Annotated in this window: 15 protein-coding genes; 9 read left to right on the top strand and 6 right to left on the bottom strand. The window is 70.6% G+C overall.

The annotated features are described in order from the left end of the window. Positions 1–402: 402 nt before the first annotated feature. Both B072_RS0130270 and B072_RS44405 read right to left on the bottom strand, forming a co-directional pair. On the bottom strand, positions 403–1,197 hold the full coding sequence (locus B072_RS0130270; protein ID WP_018533706.1) for a SigB/SigF/SigG family RNA polymerase sigma factor: 795 nt from the start codon (positions 1,195–1,197) through the stop codon (positions 403–405). 264 nt (positions 1,198–1,461) lie between these two features. Further along, positions 1,462–2,319 carry a triphosphoribosyl-dephospho-CoA synthase gene (locus B072_RS44405; RefSeq protein ID WP_018533704.1) on the bottom strand — a complete coding sequence of 286 codons (858 nt, stop codon included), beginning with the start codon at positions 2,317–2,319 and terminating at the stop codon, positions 1,462–1,464. A 415-nt stretch (positions 2,320–2,734) separates the two neighbouring features. Between B072_RS44405 and B072_RS0130255 the strand changes: the two genes are divergently transcribed. Continuing rightward, positions 2,735–3,244: a transglycosylase SLT domain-containing protein gene (locus B072_RS0130255; protein WP_018533703.1), complete on the top strand. Its 510-nt coding sequence runs from the start codon at positions 2,735–2,737 to the stop codon at positions 3,242–3,244. Positions 3,245–3,272: 28 nt separating this feature from the next. After that, the gene (locus tag B072_RS0130250; RefSeq protein ID WP_018533702.1) at positions 3,273–4,406 is read left to right on the top strand and encodes an LCP family protein; all 1,134 of its coding nucleotides are present in this window, start codon (positions 3,273–3,275) and stop codon (positions 4,404–4,406) included. A 187-nt stretch (positions 4,407–4,593) separates the two neighbouring features. On the opposite strand, the gene B072_RS0130245 is transcribed toward B072_RS0130250, so the two are convergent. The 3 genes from B072_RS0130245 to B072_RS0130235 all read right to left on the bottom strand — a co-directional run bounded on the left by B072_RS0130245 (position 4,594) and on the right by B072_RS0130235 (position 7,742). Beyond that, complete coding sequence (locus B072_RS0130245) at positions 4,594–5,334, bottom strand: class I SAM-dependent methyltransferase (RefSeq protein WP_018533701.1); 741 nt, start codon at positions 5,332–5,334, stop codon at positions 4,594–4,596. Positions 5,335–5,666: 332 nt separating this feature from the next. Continuing rightward, a complete protein-coding gene (locus tag B072_RS0130240; RefSeq protein WP_018533700.1) occupies positions 5,667–6,662 on the bottom strand; it encodes a GNAT family N-acetyltransferase in 996 nt (331 codons plus the stop codon). An 87-nt stretch (positions 6,663–6,749) separates the two neighbouring features. Beyond that, the gene (locus B072_RS0130235; protein ID WP_234018955.1) at positions 6,750–7,742 is read right to left on the bottom strand and encodes a MerR family transcriptional regulator; all 993 of its coding nucleotides are present in this window, start codon (positions 7,740–7,742) and stop codon (positions 6,750–6,752) included. Positions 7,743–8,020: 278 nt separating this feature from the next. Between B072_RS0130235 and B072_RS0130230 the strand changes: the two genes are divergently transcribed. From B072_RS0130230 to B072_RS0130215, 4 genes are all read left to right on the top strand, one after another. Next, positions 8,021–8,632 carry a sigma-70 family RNA polymerase sigma factor gene (locus B072_RS0130230; RefSeq protein ID WP_018533698.1) on the top strand — a complete coding sequence of 204 codons (612 nt, stop codon included), beginning with the start codon at positions 8,021–8,023 and terminating at the stop codon, positions 8,630–8,632. 100 nt (positions 8,633–8,732) lie between these two features. Beyond that, entirely contained in the window at positions 8,733–10,244 is a 1,512-nt protein-coding gene (locus B072_RS0130225) for a cryptochrome/photolyase family protein (RefSeq protein ID WP_018533697.1), read from the top strand. Between the two features lie 77 nt (positions 10,245–10,321). Further along, positions 10,322–11,497, top strand: coding sequence for a spore photoproduct lyase family protein (locus B072_RS0130220; protein WP_018533696.1), 1,176 nt, complete (start codon positions 10,322–10,324; stop codon positions 11,495–11,497). Positions 11,498–11,623: 126 nt separating this feature from the next. Next, positions 11,624–12,187, top strand: a complete 564-nt coding sequence (locus tag B072_RS0130215) for a DUF4383 domain-containing protein (RefSeq protein ID WP_018533695.1) — start codon at positions 11,624–11,626, stop codon at positions 12,185–12,187. Positions 12,188–12,196: 9 nt separating this feature from the next. On the opposite strand, the gene B072_RS0130210 is transcribed toward B072_RS0130215, so the two are convergent. After that, positions 12,197–12,880, bottom strand: coding sequence for a TetR/AcrR family transcriptional regulator (locus B072_RS0130210; RefSeq protein WP_018533694.1), 684 nt, complete (start codon positions 12,878–12,880; stop codon positions 12,197–12,199). Positions 12,881–12,982: 102 nt separating this feature from the next. On the opposite strand from B072_RS0130210, the gene B072_RS0130205 reads away from it, so the two are divergent. The 3 genes from B072_RS0130205 to B072_RS0130195 all read left to right on the top strand — a co-directional run. Continuing rightward, a complete protein-coding gene (locus B072_RS0130205) occupies positions 12,983–14,569 on the top strand; it encodes an acyl-CoA mutase large subunit family protein (protein ID WP_018533693.1) in 1,587 nt (528 codons plus the stop codon). A gap of 29 nt (positions 14,570–14,598) precedes the next feature. Next, positions 14,599–15,213: a biotin transporter BioY gene (locus tag B072_RS0130200; protein ID WP_018533692.1), complete on the top strand. Its 615-nt coding sequence runs from the start codon at positions 14,599–14,601 to the stop codon at positions 15,211–15,213. Next, positions 15,210–16,786 (top strand): acyl-CoA carboxylase subunit beta (locus B072_RS0130195; RefSeq protein WP_018533691.1); only part of this gene is annotated, 1,577 nt, incomplete at its 3' end. The genes B072_RS0130200 and B072_RS0130195, both read left to right, overlap by 4 nt.

Genomic DNA, 16,786 nt, shown 5'->3' with positions numbered 1-16,786 from the left:
CGCGACCGTCGGCACCTAGGGCCTGTCTTCACACTCCCGTCGTCGCCCGGAGGGCGGCCTCGCGGCGTCAATGGGGTCTCCCCTGCTCGAACGGAGTTGAGAGCTTGGGGAAGCGTGCTCTCGGCGTGCCGGGCGCACGACACCCACGATGGGCCGGACGTACTTGGCCTTGTGCCCGGTGCGGCGAATGGGGTCTCCCCTGCTCGGAGCCTGTCGGAGAGCTTGGGGAAGCGTGCCAGGCGTCGCGGGGCAGACGGGAGTTTGAAGACAGGCCCTAGATCAGGGGCACCCAACGGGCCCGCAACCCCGGCACGGGGCCTCGCCAAGAGGCGCGGCGACCACGTTCCCGCCCCCGCGGCACGGGACCGCTGGAGTGTGCCGTCCCGCACCGCGGGCGGCCGGTCAGGCGGCCTCCTGGTGTACCGACGGCCCGTTGGCGTGGTCGCGGATCTGTGCGCAGCTGCGCGTGATCAGCCGGGACACGTGCATCTGGGAGATGCCCATCCGCTCGCCGATGCGCGCCTGGGTCATGTCCTCGAAGAACCGGAGGTAGAGGATGGTGCGTTCGCGTTCCGAGAGGTGCTTGAGGCCTTCCTTGGCGGCTTCGCGGTCGGTGACGAGGTCGTAGCCGGACTCGGTCTCGCTCAGGGTGTCGGACAGGCTGAACCCGTCGTCCGACGTGGTGACCTCGGCATCGAGGGAGAGCGTCTTGTAGCTCTCCAGGGCTTCCATCCCGGCCCGCACCTCGTCGAGGGTCAGGCCGGCTCCGGCGGCGATCTCGGCGATCCCGGGCTCGGCGGCGTGGCCGGGCCGGTTCATCAGGTCGCGGCGCGCGCCGCGGACCTTGTTGCGCAGGTCCTGTACGCGACGCGGCACGCGGACGTCCCAGGTGTGGTCGCGGAAGTGGCGGCGCAGTTCGCCGGTGATGGTCGGCACGGCGTACGACTCGAACGCGCCGCGCTCGGGCTGGTAGCGGCCGACGGCCTTGACCAGGCCCATCGCCGCGACCTGCTGAAGATCTTCCTGGCTCTCGCCCTTGTTGCGGAAGCGGCGTGCGATGCGGTGGGCCATGGGCAGCCATGCCTCGATCAGCTCGGCGCTCAGCAGGTCGTGTTCCGGGCCCGGCGAGGTGTCGGCGAGACGTTCGAAGGTCCGCCGGGTGGCCGGGGCGTCGTCGTGCGAGCGGTGAGTCGCCATCAGGGGGTGCTCCTCAGGACGTGCTGTCAACGATGTGACCGCGAGGAGCACAAGGACCGGTGTCCAGGCACACTGCTCCCGCAGCTGCGCCTGTGGTCCCAAGCACTCAATGCCGCTTGCCCTGCGCCTTGGCGGGCAAACAGGGGGACTTCTCGGTGGAGGCGATCGGGCGGTACGACCGAGCCGTGGGGTCCGGCGGCGCCGTACCGGGTGTCGACCGCTCCTTCCCCTCCTTCCCCTCCTTCCTCCCGGAGCCGTGACGGCTCAGCCGGTCGGGGCGGTTGGGGCGGTCGAGCGTGCCGTGTCGCTGAGGCCGTCGAGCAGGAGGAGTCCCGCCAGCAGTGCTCCGCTCCCCGCGGGGCAGATGCCGTAGCGCCGTGCCAGGACGTCCAGTTCGCGGAGTCGGTGGGCGCCTTCGGCACTGCCCGCTCCGCCCGCGTCCAGGGTGGCCGCGGCATCCTGCTGGATCAGGCGGAGAGCCAGTGGGCCGTGCTCGTGCAGCACCCGGGAGTCGTCCAACGAGGCGATCAGATGGAGCAGGACGTCGAGTTGGGCGGCTTCCTCCGGTTCGCCGCGCCCGCGCGCCTCCCGGAGCATCGGCAGCGCCGACTGGACGAGCGCGAGTGCCTCCTCGTCGGTCTTCGCCGGCCACGCCGGACCGGAGCCGTCGTGCGGGTTCCGTTCGTCGGTGGCCCTGCCCAGATCCAGGGCGATGCGGCAGGCGTCGGCGGCGTCCGCGGCGCCGTACCCGCAGGCGGCCGCCAGCAGGCACAGCAGGCGGGCGGCGGCGTCCAGGCCCGCCCAGGCGCCCGTGTGCGGAAGCTCCGCCTGAGCGGCACGGCAGGCGGCGGCCAGGCGGCGGGTGTCGGACGCCGCGGCGGCGGCCTCGCGAAACGCGTCGTGAAGCCGTTCGCCGGAGTCGACGAAGGAGTGGAAGGAACTCTGCCGCGCGGAGACGCTGCGGCAGTCGGGCAATCCGGGCTTGGGCGTCAGAACGACCTTCGCCGTGAGCGCGGCCGTCGCCGCGTCCGCCAGCTCGTCCACGGAGACGGCATCGAGCGGTACGGGGGCCGCAGGACGCGGGGTGGGGGCGTGCGGATGGCCGGGGGTGCTGCCGAGCATGGACCTCTCGCTTCTGACGGTGGCGGTGCTGACTGCCAGCGTGCCCACCTGAAACATACGAAATCGGGACTAAAGGCCCTAAGGGTGAAGGTCGGGCCGGGCCGTCCCGGGGGTGCCGCCGGGGCGCTCGCCGACCGGTCGGCCTGTGAGCCCACCCATATGAGCTGCGGCACATGCGATCGACGGTAGTAATCCCGCCACGCCGGGAGATCCAGCGAGGGCCCCGTCCGGATTCGTCGCGGACCGGCTCGATGTCCCGCTTCTCCGTACTCGGGTAGTACGTCACACCTTTGCGCCGGGTCGCTCCGCGCCGCTAACCCTGACGGAAGTTCCGAGCGGCGGGACCGGCCGGATGCCCCGGCACCGGCTCGCCGCGCATGACGCAACGCCGTACTTCATTGGAGAACCCCCCACCATGGCCAACGCCACGACACTGCCCCGCGCCGGCCGCACCGCCCGGATCCGCAGGATCTCCGCCGCCGGTATCGCCGCGACAGGTGCCGCCGCCGCGATCCTGACGCTGGTTCCCTCGTCCGCCCAGGCCGCCGAGCCCGCTGCCAAGAGCGCCGGGACGACACAGGCCGCCGCGGCGGCGAAGTCGTACCCCGACAACCTCGACGGCTGGATCCGTCAGTCGCTCGACATCATGAAGGCCAAGGGCATCCCCGGTACCTACGACGGGCTGCAGCGCAACATCATGCGGGAGTCGTCCGGCAACCCGAACGCCCAGAACAACTGGGACATCAACGCCCAGAACGGCACCCCGTCCAAGGGGCTGCTGCAGATGATCCAGCCCACGTTCGACACGTACCACGTCGCGGGCACCTCCCAGAGCCTGACCGACCCGGTCGCCAACATCACCGCGGCCGCCAACTACGCCGCCGACCGCTACGGCTCCATCGACAACGTCGACTCCGCCTACTGAGCAGCCGGTCACCGAGGAAGGGCAGCACATGCCGCACGAGAGCGGGGACGAGCACCGGGCGCACCCGGCCGACGCGCCCGCGGTGCCCGCCTACGGGCCCGCGCGACTGCGCCGGTCCCGGCACAGGAAGCGCAAGCGCGCCCTGCGCTGGATCGCCGGGGGCACCCTGGGCGCGGTCCTGGTCGGCGGTGGCGGCGTGGCCTACGCCTGGCAGCACCTGAACGGCAACATCAAGGGGACGGACGTCAACGCCGCCCTCGGCAGCGACCGGCCCGGTGAGCAGCACAACGGAGCGATGAACATCCTCCTGCTGGGCTCCGACTCGCGGGCCGGGACCCATGGCCAGTACGGCAGCGGCGTCGTCGGCGCCCGCGCCGACACGGCGATGGTCCTGCACGTCGACAAGACCCACAAGAAGGCGTCGGTCGTCAGCATCCCGCGCGACACGCTGGTGCAGCGCCCCAGCTGCGATCAGCCGCACGGCGGCACCGTGCCGCCGGAGCAGGCCATGTTCAACTCGTCCTACGCGCTGGGCGGGCCCGCCTGCACCGTGAAGACGGTCGAGAAGATGTCGGGCCTGCGCATGGACCACTACCTCGAAGTCGACTTCAAGGGCTTCCAGAAACTCATCGACGAACTCGGCGGCGTGGACATCACCACCCGCACCGCCCTGCACGACCGGGGCAGCGGCCTCTCCCTGGACAGCGGCAAGCACCGGCTGAAGGGCAAGGAGGCCCTGGCGCTCGTACGGACCCGGCACGCGGTCGGCGACGGCAGCGACCTGGGGCGCATCCAGTTGCAGCAGGCGTTCATCAAGGCCCTGATCCACCGCGCCGACACGGTCGACCCGCTGGGCAGCCCCGCCAAGTCCTACGCGCTGGCGGACACCGCGACCAAGAGCGTCAGCGCGGACTCCGAGCTGGCGTCCGCCGGCAAACTGCTCGGACTCGCCAAGGAACTGAAGGGCATCAGCCCCGACCGCACCACCATGGTGACGATGCCGGTCACCTACGACGCACAGGACGCGGGCCGAGTCCTGCCCCTGGAAAAGGCGTCGCACCGCGTGTGGAAGGCCCTGCGCCACGATCAGCCCGTCCCGAAGACGGCGACCCGGGGATCGGTGGCGGACCGGACCGACACACCGGTGGTGTCGGGGACCTGACGTCGCGGCCCCCGGCGCCGCCGGGACCGGTTCGGTCCGGGGCCGAACCCCGGGCGCCAGGTCGTGTCCGCAAAGTCCCTCCGTCCGCCCGGTGCGGCGAATGGGGTCTCCCCTGCTCGGAGCTTGTCGGAGAGCTTGGGGAAGCGTGCCAGGCGTCGCGAGGCAGGAGGGACTTTGCGGACACGACCTAGTCCCGCCGGAACACGAGCAGTTCGGTCCGGCCGCCGCTGAGCGGCACGAAGTGGCTGCCCAGGAAGGACAGTTGGCGCTCGGCGAGACGATCGACGAGCCAGGAGCGCGAGATCATGCTGTAGAGGGTCGAGCCACTGGAGACCCACTCGCTCGTGGTCGAGTCGTCGAGGCAGTTCTCGCTCACGACGTCGAACGCGACCACTCCCTTCGGGCGGACGACCCGGGCCATCTCGTCGAGATAGCCCACGGTCACGACGAGCGGCAGGTAGACGAACACCTTGTGGGCGTGCACGAGATCCACGGACTTGTCGGCGGTGGCGCTCAGCGTGTGCCCGTCGGCGGGTTGCACGACCACGTTCGGCAGCGCCTTGAGGCGGGGGAGCCAGTCGCCCGCGGTCTCGTAGATCTCGTACGTGTCCGGGTGCGTCGCGGCGATCACCCGGGCCGAGTACCGGCCCGACCCCGGACCGATCTCGCACACGCGCTCCACGTGCTCGCCCAGATCCGCCAGCCGCAGCAGCGCGTCCACGGTCTCGGCGGTCGCGCCCGGAGCGGCGCTGTAGTTGTCGATGTAGTCCTCCAGGGACAGTCCCGCCCGCCGGGCCGCCGCCAACGTCCTCCGGGCGGACAGGAAGGGTTTGATCGCCGGATCGTCGCTCTGCCCACGGACCACCCGCACGTTGAAGGGGCGCAGTACGCGGTTCACCCCGTCCCGAGCGGTGCTCGGTATGGACATGTCTACCTCCATCGCGAACTTCGTCGGATTTGCAGACGGTCGCAAGGAAAACGGAGATCTCGGCCGCCCGCCACACCGGGCCGGGGACTTCGCGCCAACCCCCACCCGGAGCACCCTGGAACGGCGACACCGAGCGCCTCATGCGTGACCTCTCACGGACACCGCACGCCACTCGCGGCGGAGTTGGGACGCACGAGTGCGCACCCGCTCGGCACCTGTTGCGTCGGGGTTCGCCCTGACGTCACCGCGTAAGCGCTTTCCGACCGGGAGGTGCAGGCGCGAGTCGGACGTGCCCGAGCTCTGCCGGGAGAGCGGTCGGAAGGTCGGCCGGATCAGGCGGCGATCGGCTTGCGGTAGCGGACGTACTCGCTCCGGCGCCGGAACCCCACGCTTTCGTAGAGGTCGTAGGAACGGTGCGGATTCGCGGTCCCGGTGTACAACCGGGCACTCTTCGCGCCCTGTTCGCGAAGCCGGCGCAGCCCCTCCAGCAGCAGGGCCCGCCCGAGACCCAGACGCCTCGATCCTGCCCGGACGCTCAACTCCTCGACTTCCCCCACGACCGGCTCGGGACCGTGGAGGGAGCTCAGAGCGACCCCGGCCATGCTGTCCCCGTCCCACGCGGCCCGCCAGCAGGTCGGGTCGGCCGTGGCGAGGAAGCTCTCGAACGTCCACATCGGGGTGAAGGCGGTGTCCGCGTACGAATCTACGACGGTCCTCCAGGCCGCGCGGTAGTCGCCGGGATCGATCGCGCCGATGCGGATGCCGGCCGGCAACGGCCGTGCGTCGGGGAGCTGCCGGAGGTCGGCCAGCTCCAACTCGACCAGGCTGAAGACACGCCGGTATCCGGCTCCGAGCAGCAGCGCCGTCGCCTCCTGTTCGGACGCCGTGGCATTCGCGCCGATCACCGCCGTTCGCGCCGTTCCGTGCCGGTGCGCCAGCCGACGGATGCGGCTCTCCGCCCAGGCGAGCATGGCCGAGCCGACGCCCCGGCCGCGATGTCCGGACAGCAGGTGGCCACGGTGCAGGTACAGCCACGTCCCGTCCCGCTCCTGCCACCACCTGATCGTCGAGTAGCCGACCACGGCGCCGTCGTGCTCCACCACCACCTGGTCCCGGGACGGGTCGTCGAGCCCGGCGGAGGCTTCGGCGATCTCGGCCGCCGTCGGGAGCCGCTCCACGACCGACCGGGCGTCGGCCCGATCCCGCCGCGCACAGCCCAGCCGCACAGCGGCCATCGCGTCAGGGTCGCCGTGACCGCGGTACGGCCGGAAGACGTAGCCGGGCAACCGTTCCCACGACGCGAGGCCGCTCCCGCTGTGCACGTCCACCTCAAGCCCCCGTCGGGTCGGATGCGCGATGTCATCGGCCGAAGAAGCGTAGGCCGGGCCGATCAGACGGCGGAACCGATTTTTCGCTCACCGGGCGGCCGGTCCGGCGAGCCCGGTCATGGCCTCGCGCAGTCCGCCGGGACGTTTCGTCCCCTCGACCGGGGCCGGACCCCACCCGGGACCGGCGAGGTGGACCAGGGGGCGTTGGCGCGCTCCCTTCAGACCCCACGCCGTGCGGACCAGATGCGCCGCCAAGGGCGTGCTCGCCGAGGAGCGGGACTGGGACCACAGCATCACGGCGGACGGGCCGGTGCGGCGGACGGACTCCGTCAGTGCCTCGGCCGGGACCGCGGCGCCCAGCATGCGCACGGGCAGACCGGCCACCACAAGGGCCGCGTACACCGCTTCCAGGGGCAACGTGTGCTGCTCGCCGGGCACACAGGCCAGCAGGATCGGCGCCACCCCGTGCACGCGCGCACGACCGCCGAGCAGGAGAGGGGCGTTGCGCAGGGTGGTCGACACGTGCCAGGACAACAGGTGCTCCACCTCGACGTAGCGGTCGCCCGACGTCTCCCACTTGCGGCCGACCGCGTGCAGCGTCGGCATCATGACCTCCTCCCAGGCGGCCACGACACCGTGCTCGCGCACGAAGGCGTTCAGGTGTTCCTGCACCGCTTCGGAGTCGAGGCGCACGGCGGCGCGGGCGAGTCCGCGGCACTCGGCACGGACGACTCCCAGCGGAAGCGCCGCCCCGCCCGGAGCCGCGAGCGGGAGGGCGGCGTCCGCCACCGCGGGCTGCGGGTGACCCGCACGGGCGCGTTCCTTTGCCACCCGTGCCGCTTCGCCGGGCGGCGCACCCGCCGCGGTCAGGCGGCACATCTCCTCGAGCATCGCCACGTCGTCGGCCGACCAGCGGCGGTGCCGGCCGACGGGACGAACGGCCGGGCCGAGTCCGTAGCGCTGATCCCAGGAGCGCAGCGTCGTGGGGGAGACGCCGAGGCGGCGGGCCAGGGACCCCGTCGTGATTCCGGCTCCGTCGACGGGCGCCACGGGATCGGCCGCCACCTGATCGTTCGCCACGGGGTCGTTCACCGCGAGGCGCCTGAGAGATCGTCCATGGTCCGACTTTACGACGCAGAATCGACGCACGACAAAGGCGCATGCCTGGACGAGGACTCGGGGGCGGTCCGGGCGCGGCATGCATCCACAGCCTCCGTATCCGCGGAACGGTAGAGAAGCAATGGTGGGCGCCCTTCCCGCCCGCGTGGAAAACAACGCAGATTCGATGCGAGTGGAACGGCCGGGGTCCGGCTGGTGAAGGTGGGAGCCACCAGACAGCGGCGAAGGGGAAGCCTCCCATGACTGCTCAACCCGCCCCCGATGCTTCAGCGCGCACTCCCTGGGCTCCGGTCGAGGAGTCCCTCGCCGATGAGCAGCTGGCCGCCGGCCTGCGCGACGGACAGGAAGCGGCCCTCGAGGCCGCCTACCGGCGTTGGAGCGCGCTCGTGCACACGCTGGCCTACCGCTCCCTCGGTGACGCCCGCGAGGCGGAGGACGTCAGCCAGCAGGTCTTCCTCGCCGCCTGGCGTGGTCGCAACGGCTTCGACCCCGTACGCGGGACGCTCGCCGGATGGCTGGTGGGGATCACCCGCCGGAAAGTGGCCGACGCGCTGAGCGGACGGACCCGGCGCGCCGAGTTGGTGGCGGCGTCCGGCGCCGCGCTGAGCGTCACGGGCGTGGTGAGCCGGGACATGGCGAACCACGTCCTGGACCGGGTCGTCGTCCAGCACGAGCTGACCCGCCTGCCCGCACCGCAGCGACGGGTGCTGGAGCTCGCCCTGTACGACGACCTGACCCAGCCCCAGATCGCCGAGCGGACAGGATGGCCCTTGGGCACGGTGAAGAGCCATGTCCGCCGCGGCATGAACCGCCTGCGTGAGCAGCTTCTGCGCAGCGACTTCTCCCGATGAGAGAGAGGAGAGGTCCGGGCACCTCGCAGGAGCGTTCGTTCGGCGGCACGGCCGTCGACGCGGAGGCCAAGGCACTCACCAGCGGCCCGGAGCGCATGACATGACAGCACAGCAAGCTGCCGCGGTTCACTGGCTGTTCGGCGACCAGCTCGGTCCTCACTTCACCGACCCCGCGGGCGGCGGACCGTCGCGCGACGCCCCGCTGCTGATGATCGAGTCCCGTGCCGTGTTCAGGCGCCGCAGGTTCCATCGCGCCAAGGCCCACCTGATCCTCTCGGCCATGCGGCACCGTGCGGCGGAACTCGGCGACCGCGTCCGGTACGTGCGGGCCGACACCTACCGCGAGGGGCTGCGGCAGGCCGTGGGCGATCGCGCCGTCACGGTGCACCACCCCACCTCCCGCGCCGCCCTCGACTTCGTACGGACCCTGCCGTCCGTGCGGGTGCTTCCGGCGCGCGGCTTCCTCGTGACCCACGACGCCTTCGAGCGCTGGGCGGACGACCGGACGGGCAAGCGCCTTCGGCAGGAGGACTTCTACCGTTGGGTGCGGGAGACGCACGACCTGCTCATGGAGGGCGACCATCCGGCGGGCGGCCGCTGGAATCTGGACCACGACAACCGCGAGCCCCCGCCCCGCGGCGCCACCGAGCTGGGCGTCCCGGCGCCCTATCACCCTCGGGAGAGTGAGATCGACGACGAAGTGCGCGCCGATCTCGACCGCTGGGCCCGCGACGGCGACGTCGAGTTCATCGGCGAGGACGGGCCGCGTCGCTTCCCCGCCACCCGCCGCGAGGCACTGGCGGCGCTCCGCCGCTTCATCGATCACCGGCTCCCCACCTTCGGCGCGCACGAGGACGCCATGCTCGCCGGGGACCCCACGATGAGCCACAGCCTGCTGTCCTCCTCGCTCAACCTGGGCCTGCTGGACCCCGCGGAGTGCGTCGAGCGGGCGCAGGCCCGGTGGCGCTCCGGTGACGCGCCCCTCAACAGCGTCGAGGGGTTCGTTCGCCAGGTCGCCGGATGGCGCGAGTTCGTCTGGCACGTGTACTGGTACTTCGGCGAGGAGTACCGGGCGGGCAACGCGCTGGGCCACCGGGCCCCGCTGCCGGACTGGTTCACGGAACTCGACCCGGACGGCACCGAGGCCCGCTGCCTCGCCCATGTGCTGGAACAGGTCAGGGAGACGGGCTGGACGCATCACATTCCGCGCCTGATGGTCCTGGGCAGTCATGCGCTGCAACGGGGCTGGGAGCCGGGCGCCGTCACGGACTGGTTCCACCGCAGCTTCGTCGACGGGTACGACTGGGTCATGGTACCCAATGTGGTGGGGATGTCGCAGTACGCGGACGGCGGGCGCATGACCACGAAGCCGTACACGTCAGGCGGCGCCTACATCGACCGCATGAGCGACCTGTGCCGGGACTGCCGTTTCAAGCCGTCCGTACGGGTCGGTCCGGAGGCCTGCCCGTTCACCGCCGGATACTGGAACCTCCTGCACCGCCATCGTGATCGCTTCTCGCGCAACGCGCGGATGAGCCAGGCGGTACGGGGCCTCGACCGCCTCTCCGACCTGGAAGCACTCCTCGAGCAGGAGCGCGACCGGTCGCAATGACGGTGCTGGGGTGAGGCGAAGAGCGACATCGTGCGCGCGTCACCTGCTGGTGACGGCGGCGCGGAAAGGAAGGAAGCGTGCCCCGGTCACCGGCCGATCCGTCCGCGAACGCGCCGGAGCAGCAGGCCCTGTTCGACTGGCAGGACCCGGCTCCGGCCGCCCCGGCGGACACCGGATTCCGTCACAGTGCCGAGGCGCGGCGCATGCTCGACGTACGCGAGGTCTACGCCGAACCCGCCGCCCTCGCCTCCCCGCGCGGCCGGCAGATCATGGCCCGGCTGCCCGACGTCCCTGTGACCGAGGTGCCCAGCCACTGGCGGATCCCGTCCCTGCACGGCAACGACGGCAACGTCGCCCGCTGGACGCGCGTCAAGACGCAGACGCTGGTGCTGGGCACGAAACGCACGCTGGAGACACGGCCCAACGGCAGGTCGGCGGACTGGATCGCGCCCGGCCCCTCCAACGGCTGCGCGATGGCCTGTGCGTACTGCTACGTCCCACGGCGCAAGGGGTACGCGAACCCGATCACGCTCTTCACCAACATCGAGGCCATCGTCGCCCACATCCACCGCCACGTGCGGGCCCAGGGCCCCAAACGCGAACCCAACCAGTGCGATCCGCGGTCCTGGGTCTACGACATCGGGGAGAACGGCGACTGCTCCGTCGACGCCCTCGTGTGCGACAACACCGCCGACCTCGTCGCCGCGTTCCGTGAACTGCCCACCGCCAAGGCCTCGTTCGCGACGAAGTTCGTCAACCCCGACCTGCTGGGGCTCGACCCGCGAGGCCGTACCCGGATCCGCTTCTCGGTGATGCCGCGGGAGGATTCGAGGCTGCTGGACATCCGCACGAGCCCCGTCGCCCGGCGTATCGCGGCGGCCGCCGACTTCGTCGACGCGGGCTACGAGGTGCACTTCAACCTCTCACCGGTCGTCCTGCGCCCCGGCTGGCAGCGGGACTGGGCCGAGCTGCTGACGCACCTGGACGACGTACTGCCGGACCGGGTGAAACAGCAGGCGGCGGCCGAAGTGATCATGCTGACGCACAACCAAGGACTGCACGAGGTCAATCTGGGCTGGCACCCGCGCGCCGAGGACGTGCTGTGGCAGCCCGCGGCGCAGGAGACGAAACGCTCGCAGAACGGTGCCGTCAACGTCCGCTACTCCCGGGAGATCAAGCAGCAGGCGATCGCCAGGCTGCGGGAACTGCTGTCGACGCACGCTCCCTGGCTGACGATCCGGTACGCGTTCTGAATCCGTACGGTCCCGCTAGCCAAAAAAAGAACATTTCGCGACAAGTGCATCCGAAAGGAACTGTCGAGTGGAACAGGGGGGCAGGGGGCACAACGAGCGGCATGCGATCAGAGAGGTGCCCAGGTCATGGAGCTCAAAGACGAACTTCCTGTCGACCACAAGCTGGCGCAGGTGTACCGCTGGGGCGCCGCGTTCTGCGGCGTCGTGCTGCTGGTCTTCGGACTGCTCGGTTTCGCCGACCAGCTGAGTCCCTTCAACACCGACGGCAGCCGGATCGCGGGTCTGAGCACGAACGGCGTGCTGAGCCTCATCTCCGTCGTCGTCGGCCTCGCCCTCGTCGCCGGGGGATTCATCGGCGGAAACATCGCCTCGACGCTGAACATGGCCGTGGGTGCCCTGTTCCTGATCAGCGGTTTCGTCCACCTGTTCATCCTGGACAAGGGCGCGAACGTGCTCGACTTCGGCATGACCAACGTCCTCTTCAGCTTCGTGATGGGGCTGGTCATCCTCACGTTCGGCATGTACGGGCGCGTGTCCAGCAGGCTGCCGCACGACAACCCCTACTGGCGCCGGCGCCACCCGCGGGAAGCGGCACGGGAAGCGGCGGCGCGCCGCGCCGCGCAGGCCGGCGGCCCCGTCACGGTCACCCGGAGTGTGCCGTCCAAGGCTCTCGGCGCCGGACCGGAATGAGCGCGGACGTCATCGCGTCCCGTCCTCGACCAAGCGCCGCAGGTGAGGGAGGAGGGCTTCGAGGTCCTGGCCGGTCCGGAAGGCGACGACGGTGGTGCCGTCGCCGAGGGGCCCGGCCTCCGGTGACCGGGCGGGGAAGAGGTCCAGCACCTGCCGCATCGCCTCGTCGATCTCCGCGACCGGGTCGGCGGACTCGCCGCGCAGCCAGCGGCGCAGTACGTGGTTGTGGGCGGCGACCACGTTCGCGGCCATCAGCTCGGCCCGGAGCGAGGCCGATTCGGTCGGGTCGCCCATCCAGTCGGCGATGAACTCGCGGAACAGCCGCTGGTAGCGGGCCACACTCGCGATCTCCCGGTCGCGCAGAGCGGAGACCTTGCTGGTGAGGCGGTAACGGCGACGGGCGAGGTCGCCCTCCTCCAGGTAGTGCAGCAGTACGAGGCGGACCGCGTCGGAGACGGCGACCAGCGCGGTGCCGCTGCTCGACGTGTTCAGCCGGTCCCTGATCAGGTCGAGGAGCCGGTCGTGGTCCGGGAAGATCACTTCTTCCTTGGACCGGTAGTGCCGGAAGAACGTCGTACGTCCGACCCCGGCCCGTTCGGCGATGTCGTCGACGGTGGTCTGCTCGTATCCACGCTCGTCGAAGAGGGCGAACGCGGCGTCGGCGAGGCGGGTCCGCGCGGCTGGCTTGCTCATGATCGCCCATCTTTCCTCGTCTCGGCATGTGAGGGCCACTTGCCCCAGGGGAATGGTACTGAGTACCGTCAAGGCGATATCGAGTACCGAGGGAGATTCGCCGTGGAATCCGTTGCGCGCAGTGAGTCCGGCCTGCCCATCAAGCCGCTGTACGACGGCTCGGACCTGGCGGACTTCGACGCCGACGCCCGCCTCGGCGCGCCCGGCCGGTATCCGTACACCCGTGGCGTCTACCCGACGATGTACACGGGGCGGCCCTGGACGATGCGCCAGTACGCCGGGTTCGGCACGGCCAAGGAGTCCAACGAGCGCTACCACGAGCTGGTCGACGCGGGCACCGGCGGCCTGAGTGTGGCGTTCGACCTGCCGACGCAGATGGGGTACGACTCCGACGAGGCGGTGGCGCAGGGCGAGGTCGGCAAGGTCGGTGTCGCGATCGACTCGCTCGACGACATGCGCACCCTGTTCCAGGGGCTGCCGCTGGACAAGGTCTCGACGTCGATGACCATCAACGCGCCCGCCTCGACGCTGCTCCTGATGTACCAGCTCGTCGCGGCCGAACAGGGCGTGTCCGGCGCCCAGTTGACCGGCACGATCCAGAACGACGTGCTGAAGGAGTACATCGCCCGCGGCACGTACATCTTCCCGCCGAAGCAGTCGCTGCGCCTGATCAGCGACATCTTCGCCTACTGCCACCGCGAGCTCCCGCGGTGGAACACCATCTCGATCTCCGGCTACCACATGGCGGAGGCCGGGGCCACGCCCGTGCAGGAGATCGCCTTCACCCTGGCCAACGCCAAGGAGTACGTGCGGGCGGCGATCGCCGCCGGCCTGGACGTCGACGACTTCGCGCCACGCCTGTCGTTCTTCTTCGTCGCACGCACGACACTCCTCGAAGAGGTCGCCAAGTTCCGTGCAGCGCGCCGTATTTGGGCGCGCATCATGCGCGACGAGTTCGGGGCGAAGAACCCCAAGTCGCAGATGCTGCGTTTCCACACCCAGACGGCGGGCGTACAACTGACCGCGCAGCAGCCCGAGGTGAACCTCGTCCGGGTCGCACTCCAGGGCCTCGGCGCGGTGCTCGGCGGTACGCAGTCCCTGCACACCAACTCCTACGACGAGGCCATCGCGCTGCCCACGCAGAAGGCGGCGCGGCTCGCCCTGCGCACCCAGCAGGTCATCGCGTACGAGACCGACGTGACGTGCACCGTCGACCCGTTCGCCGGGTCCTACGTCGTCGAGTCGATGACCGACGACATCGAGGCGGCGGCCATGGAGCTGATCCAGGCCGTCGAGGACCGCGGCGGCGCCGTCGCCGCGATCGAGCAGGGCTTCCAGAAGTCCGAGATCGAACGCTCCGCCTACAGCGTCGCGTTGGAGATCGACAACCAGGAACGGACCGTCGTCGGCGTCAACAAGTACGCCCTCGACGAGGAGGAGCCCTACGAACCCCTCCGCGTCGACCCGCGGATCGAGGCCGACCAGTGCGAGCGGCTCGCGGTCCTGCGCAAGGAGCGCGACAGCGACGCGGTCGAGCGGGCGCTCGACGCCCTGCGCGCCGCGGCCCGTGGTACGGACAACGTGCTGTTCCCGATGCGCGAAGCGCTGCGGCTGCGCGCGACGGGCGGCGAGGTCGCCCACGCGCTGCGCGACGTGTGGGGCACGCACGTCCCCGTCGACACATTCTGACCGTCTCAAGAAAGGCTGGAGTACACCTCATGACCCTCACCTACGCCCCGCCGCGCAGGCATCCGGTGCTGGCGGACGCGCTGCTCACGGCATCGGCGGCCCGCACGGCGCTCCTGGTGGTGCTCGGCACGGGCCTCACGGCCGTCGCGGCACAGATCGCCGTCCCGGTCCCGGGCTCCCCGGTACCCGTGACCGGGCAGTCCTTCGCGGTACTGCTCACGGCCGCCGCGCTCGGCCCGGCCCGCGCACTCGCCTCCCAGGCGCTGCTGCTTGCGCTGGGCATCGCCGGGCTGCCGGTCTTCGCGCAGGGCGCGGGCGGCGCGCACGTCGTGTTCGGCGCGACCGGCGGTTACCTGGTGGGCTTCCTGCTCGCCGCAGCGATCGTGGGGCAGGGCGCGCGCCTCGGCGCCGACCGCTCCCCGTGGCGGGCGCTGCCGATGTACGCACTCGCCACCGCGGCCGTCTACCTCGCGGGCGCGAGTTGGCTGGCGATCAGTACGGGCATGTCGGCCGGAGCGGCGATCGCGGCGGGCGTGGTGCCGTTCCTGGTCGGCGACGCGCTCAAGGCGGTGCTCGCGGCAGGGCTGCTTCCGGCCGCCTGGCGCCTGGTGGGACGTATCGACGGAACGGCGGACAACCGGTGAGCGACATCGACACGGACATTCACACGACCGCTGGGAAGATCGAGGATCTGCGGCGCAGGATCGGTGAGGCGACGCATGCGGGTTCGGCGCGTGCGGTCGAGAAGCAGCATGCGAAGGGCAAGTTGACGGCGCGTGAGCGGATCGATCTGCTGATGGACGAGGACTCGTTCGTGGAGCTGGACGAGTTCGCGCGGCACCGCTCGACGGATTTCGGGCTGGAGGCCAACAAGCCGTACGGCGATGGNGTGGTGACCGGTTACGGCACGGTCGACGGCCGGCCGGTGGCGGTGTTCTCGCAGGACTTCACGGTCTTCGGCGGGGCGCTGGGCGAGGTGTTCGGGCAGAAGATCATGAAGGTGATGGACTTCGCGCTGAAGACCGGCTGTCCGGTGATCGGGATCAACGACTCCGGTGGTGCCCGCATCCAGGAGGGTGTGATGGCGCTGGGCATGTACGGGGAGATCTTCCGCCGCAACACGCATGCGTCGGGGGTGATTCCGCAGATCAGTCTGGTGGTCGGGCCGTGTGCGGGCGGCGCGGTGTACTCGCCGGCGATCACCGATTTCACGGTGATGGTGGACCGGACGTCGCACATGTTCATCACCGGCCCGGACGTCATCAAGACGGTCACCGGCGAGGACGTGGGCTTCGAGGAGCTGGGCGGGGCGCGGGCGCACAACTCCCGTTCCGGGGTGGCGCATCACATGGCCGGGGACGAGAAGGACGCGATCGAGTACGTCAAGTCGCTGCTGTCCTATCTGCCGTCGAACAACCTGTCCGAGCCGCCGGCCTTCCCCGAGGAGGCCGATCTGGCGCTCACCGACGAGGACCGCGAGCTGGACGCGCTGATCCCGGACAGTGCGAACCAGCCGTACGACATGCACACGGTGATCGAACACGTCCTGGACGACGAGGAGTTCTTCGAGACGCAGGCGCTGTTCGCGCCGAACATCCTGACCGGCTTCGGCCGGGTCGAGGGCCGTCCGGTGGGCATCGTCGCCAACCAGCCGATGCAGTTCGCCGGCTGTCTGGACATCCACGCGAGCGAGAAGGCGGCGCGGTTCGTGCGCACCTGTGACGCCTTCAACGTGCCGGTGCTGACCTTCGTGGACGTGCCGGGTTTCCTGCCCGGGGTGGAGCAGGAGCACGAGGGCATCATCCGGCGCGGCGCGAAGCTGATCTACGCCTACGCGGAGGCCACCGTCCCGCTGATCACGATCATCACACGCAAGGCGTTCGGCGGCGCCTACGACGTGATGGGCTCCAAGCATCTGGGCGCGGATCTGAACCTGGCCTGGCCGACCGCGCAGATCGCGGTGATGGGCGCGCAGGGCGCGGTCAACATCCTGCACCGCAAGACCCTGGCCGCCGCCGACGACGTAGAGGCCACCCGGGCCCGGCTGATCCAGGAGTACGAGGACACCCTCCTCAACCCCTACACGGCGGCCGAGCGCGGCTACATCGACGCCGTGATCCTGCCCTCCGACACCCGCGCCCACATCGTGAAGGGCCTGCGCCAGCTGCGCACCAAGCGGGAGAACCTGCCGCCGAAGAAGCACGGCAACATCCCCCT

Source organism: Streptomyces sp. HmicA12 (assembly GCF_000373565.1).
Classification (GTDB): Bacteria; Actinomycetota; Actinomycetes; order Streptomycetales; family Streptomycetaceae; genus Streptomyces.
This window is presented reverse-complemented; position numbering and strand designations above follow the sequence as displayed.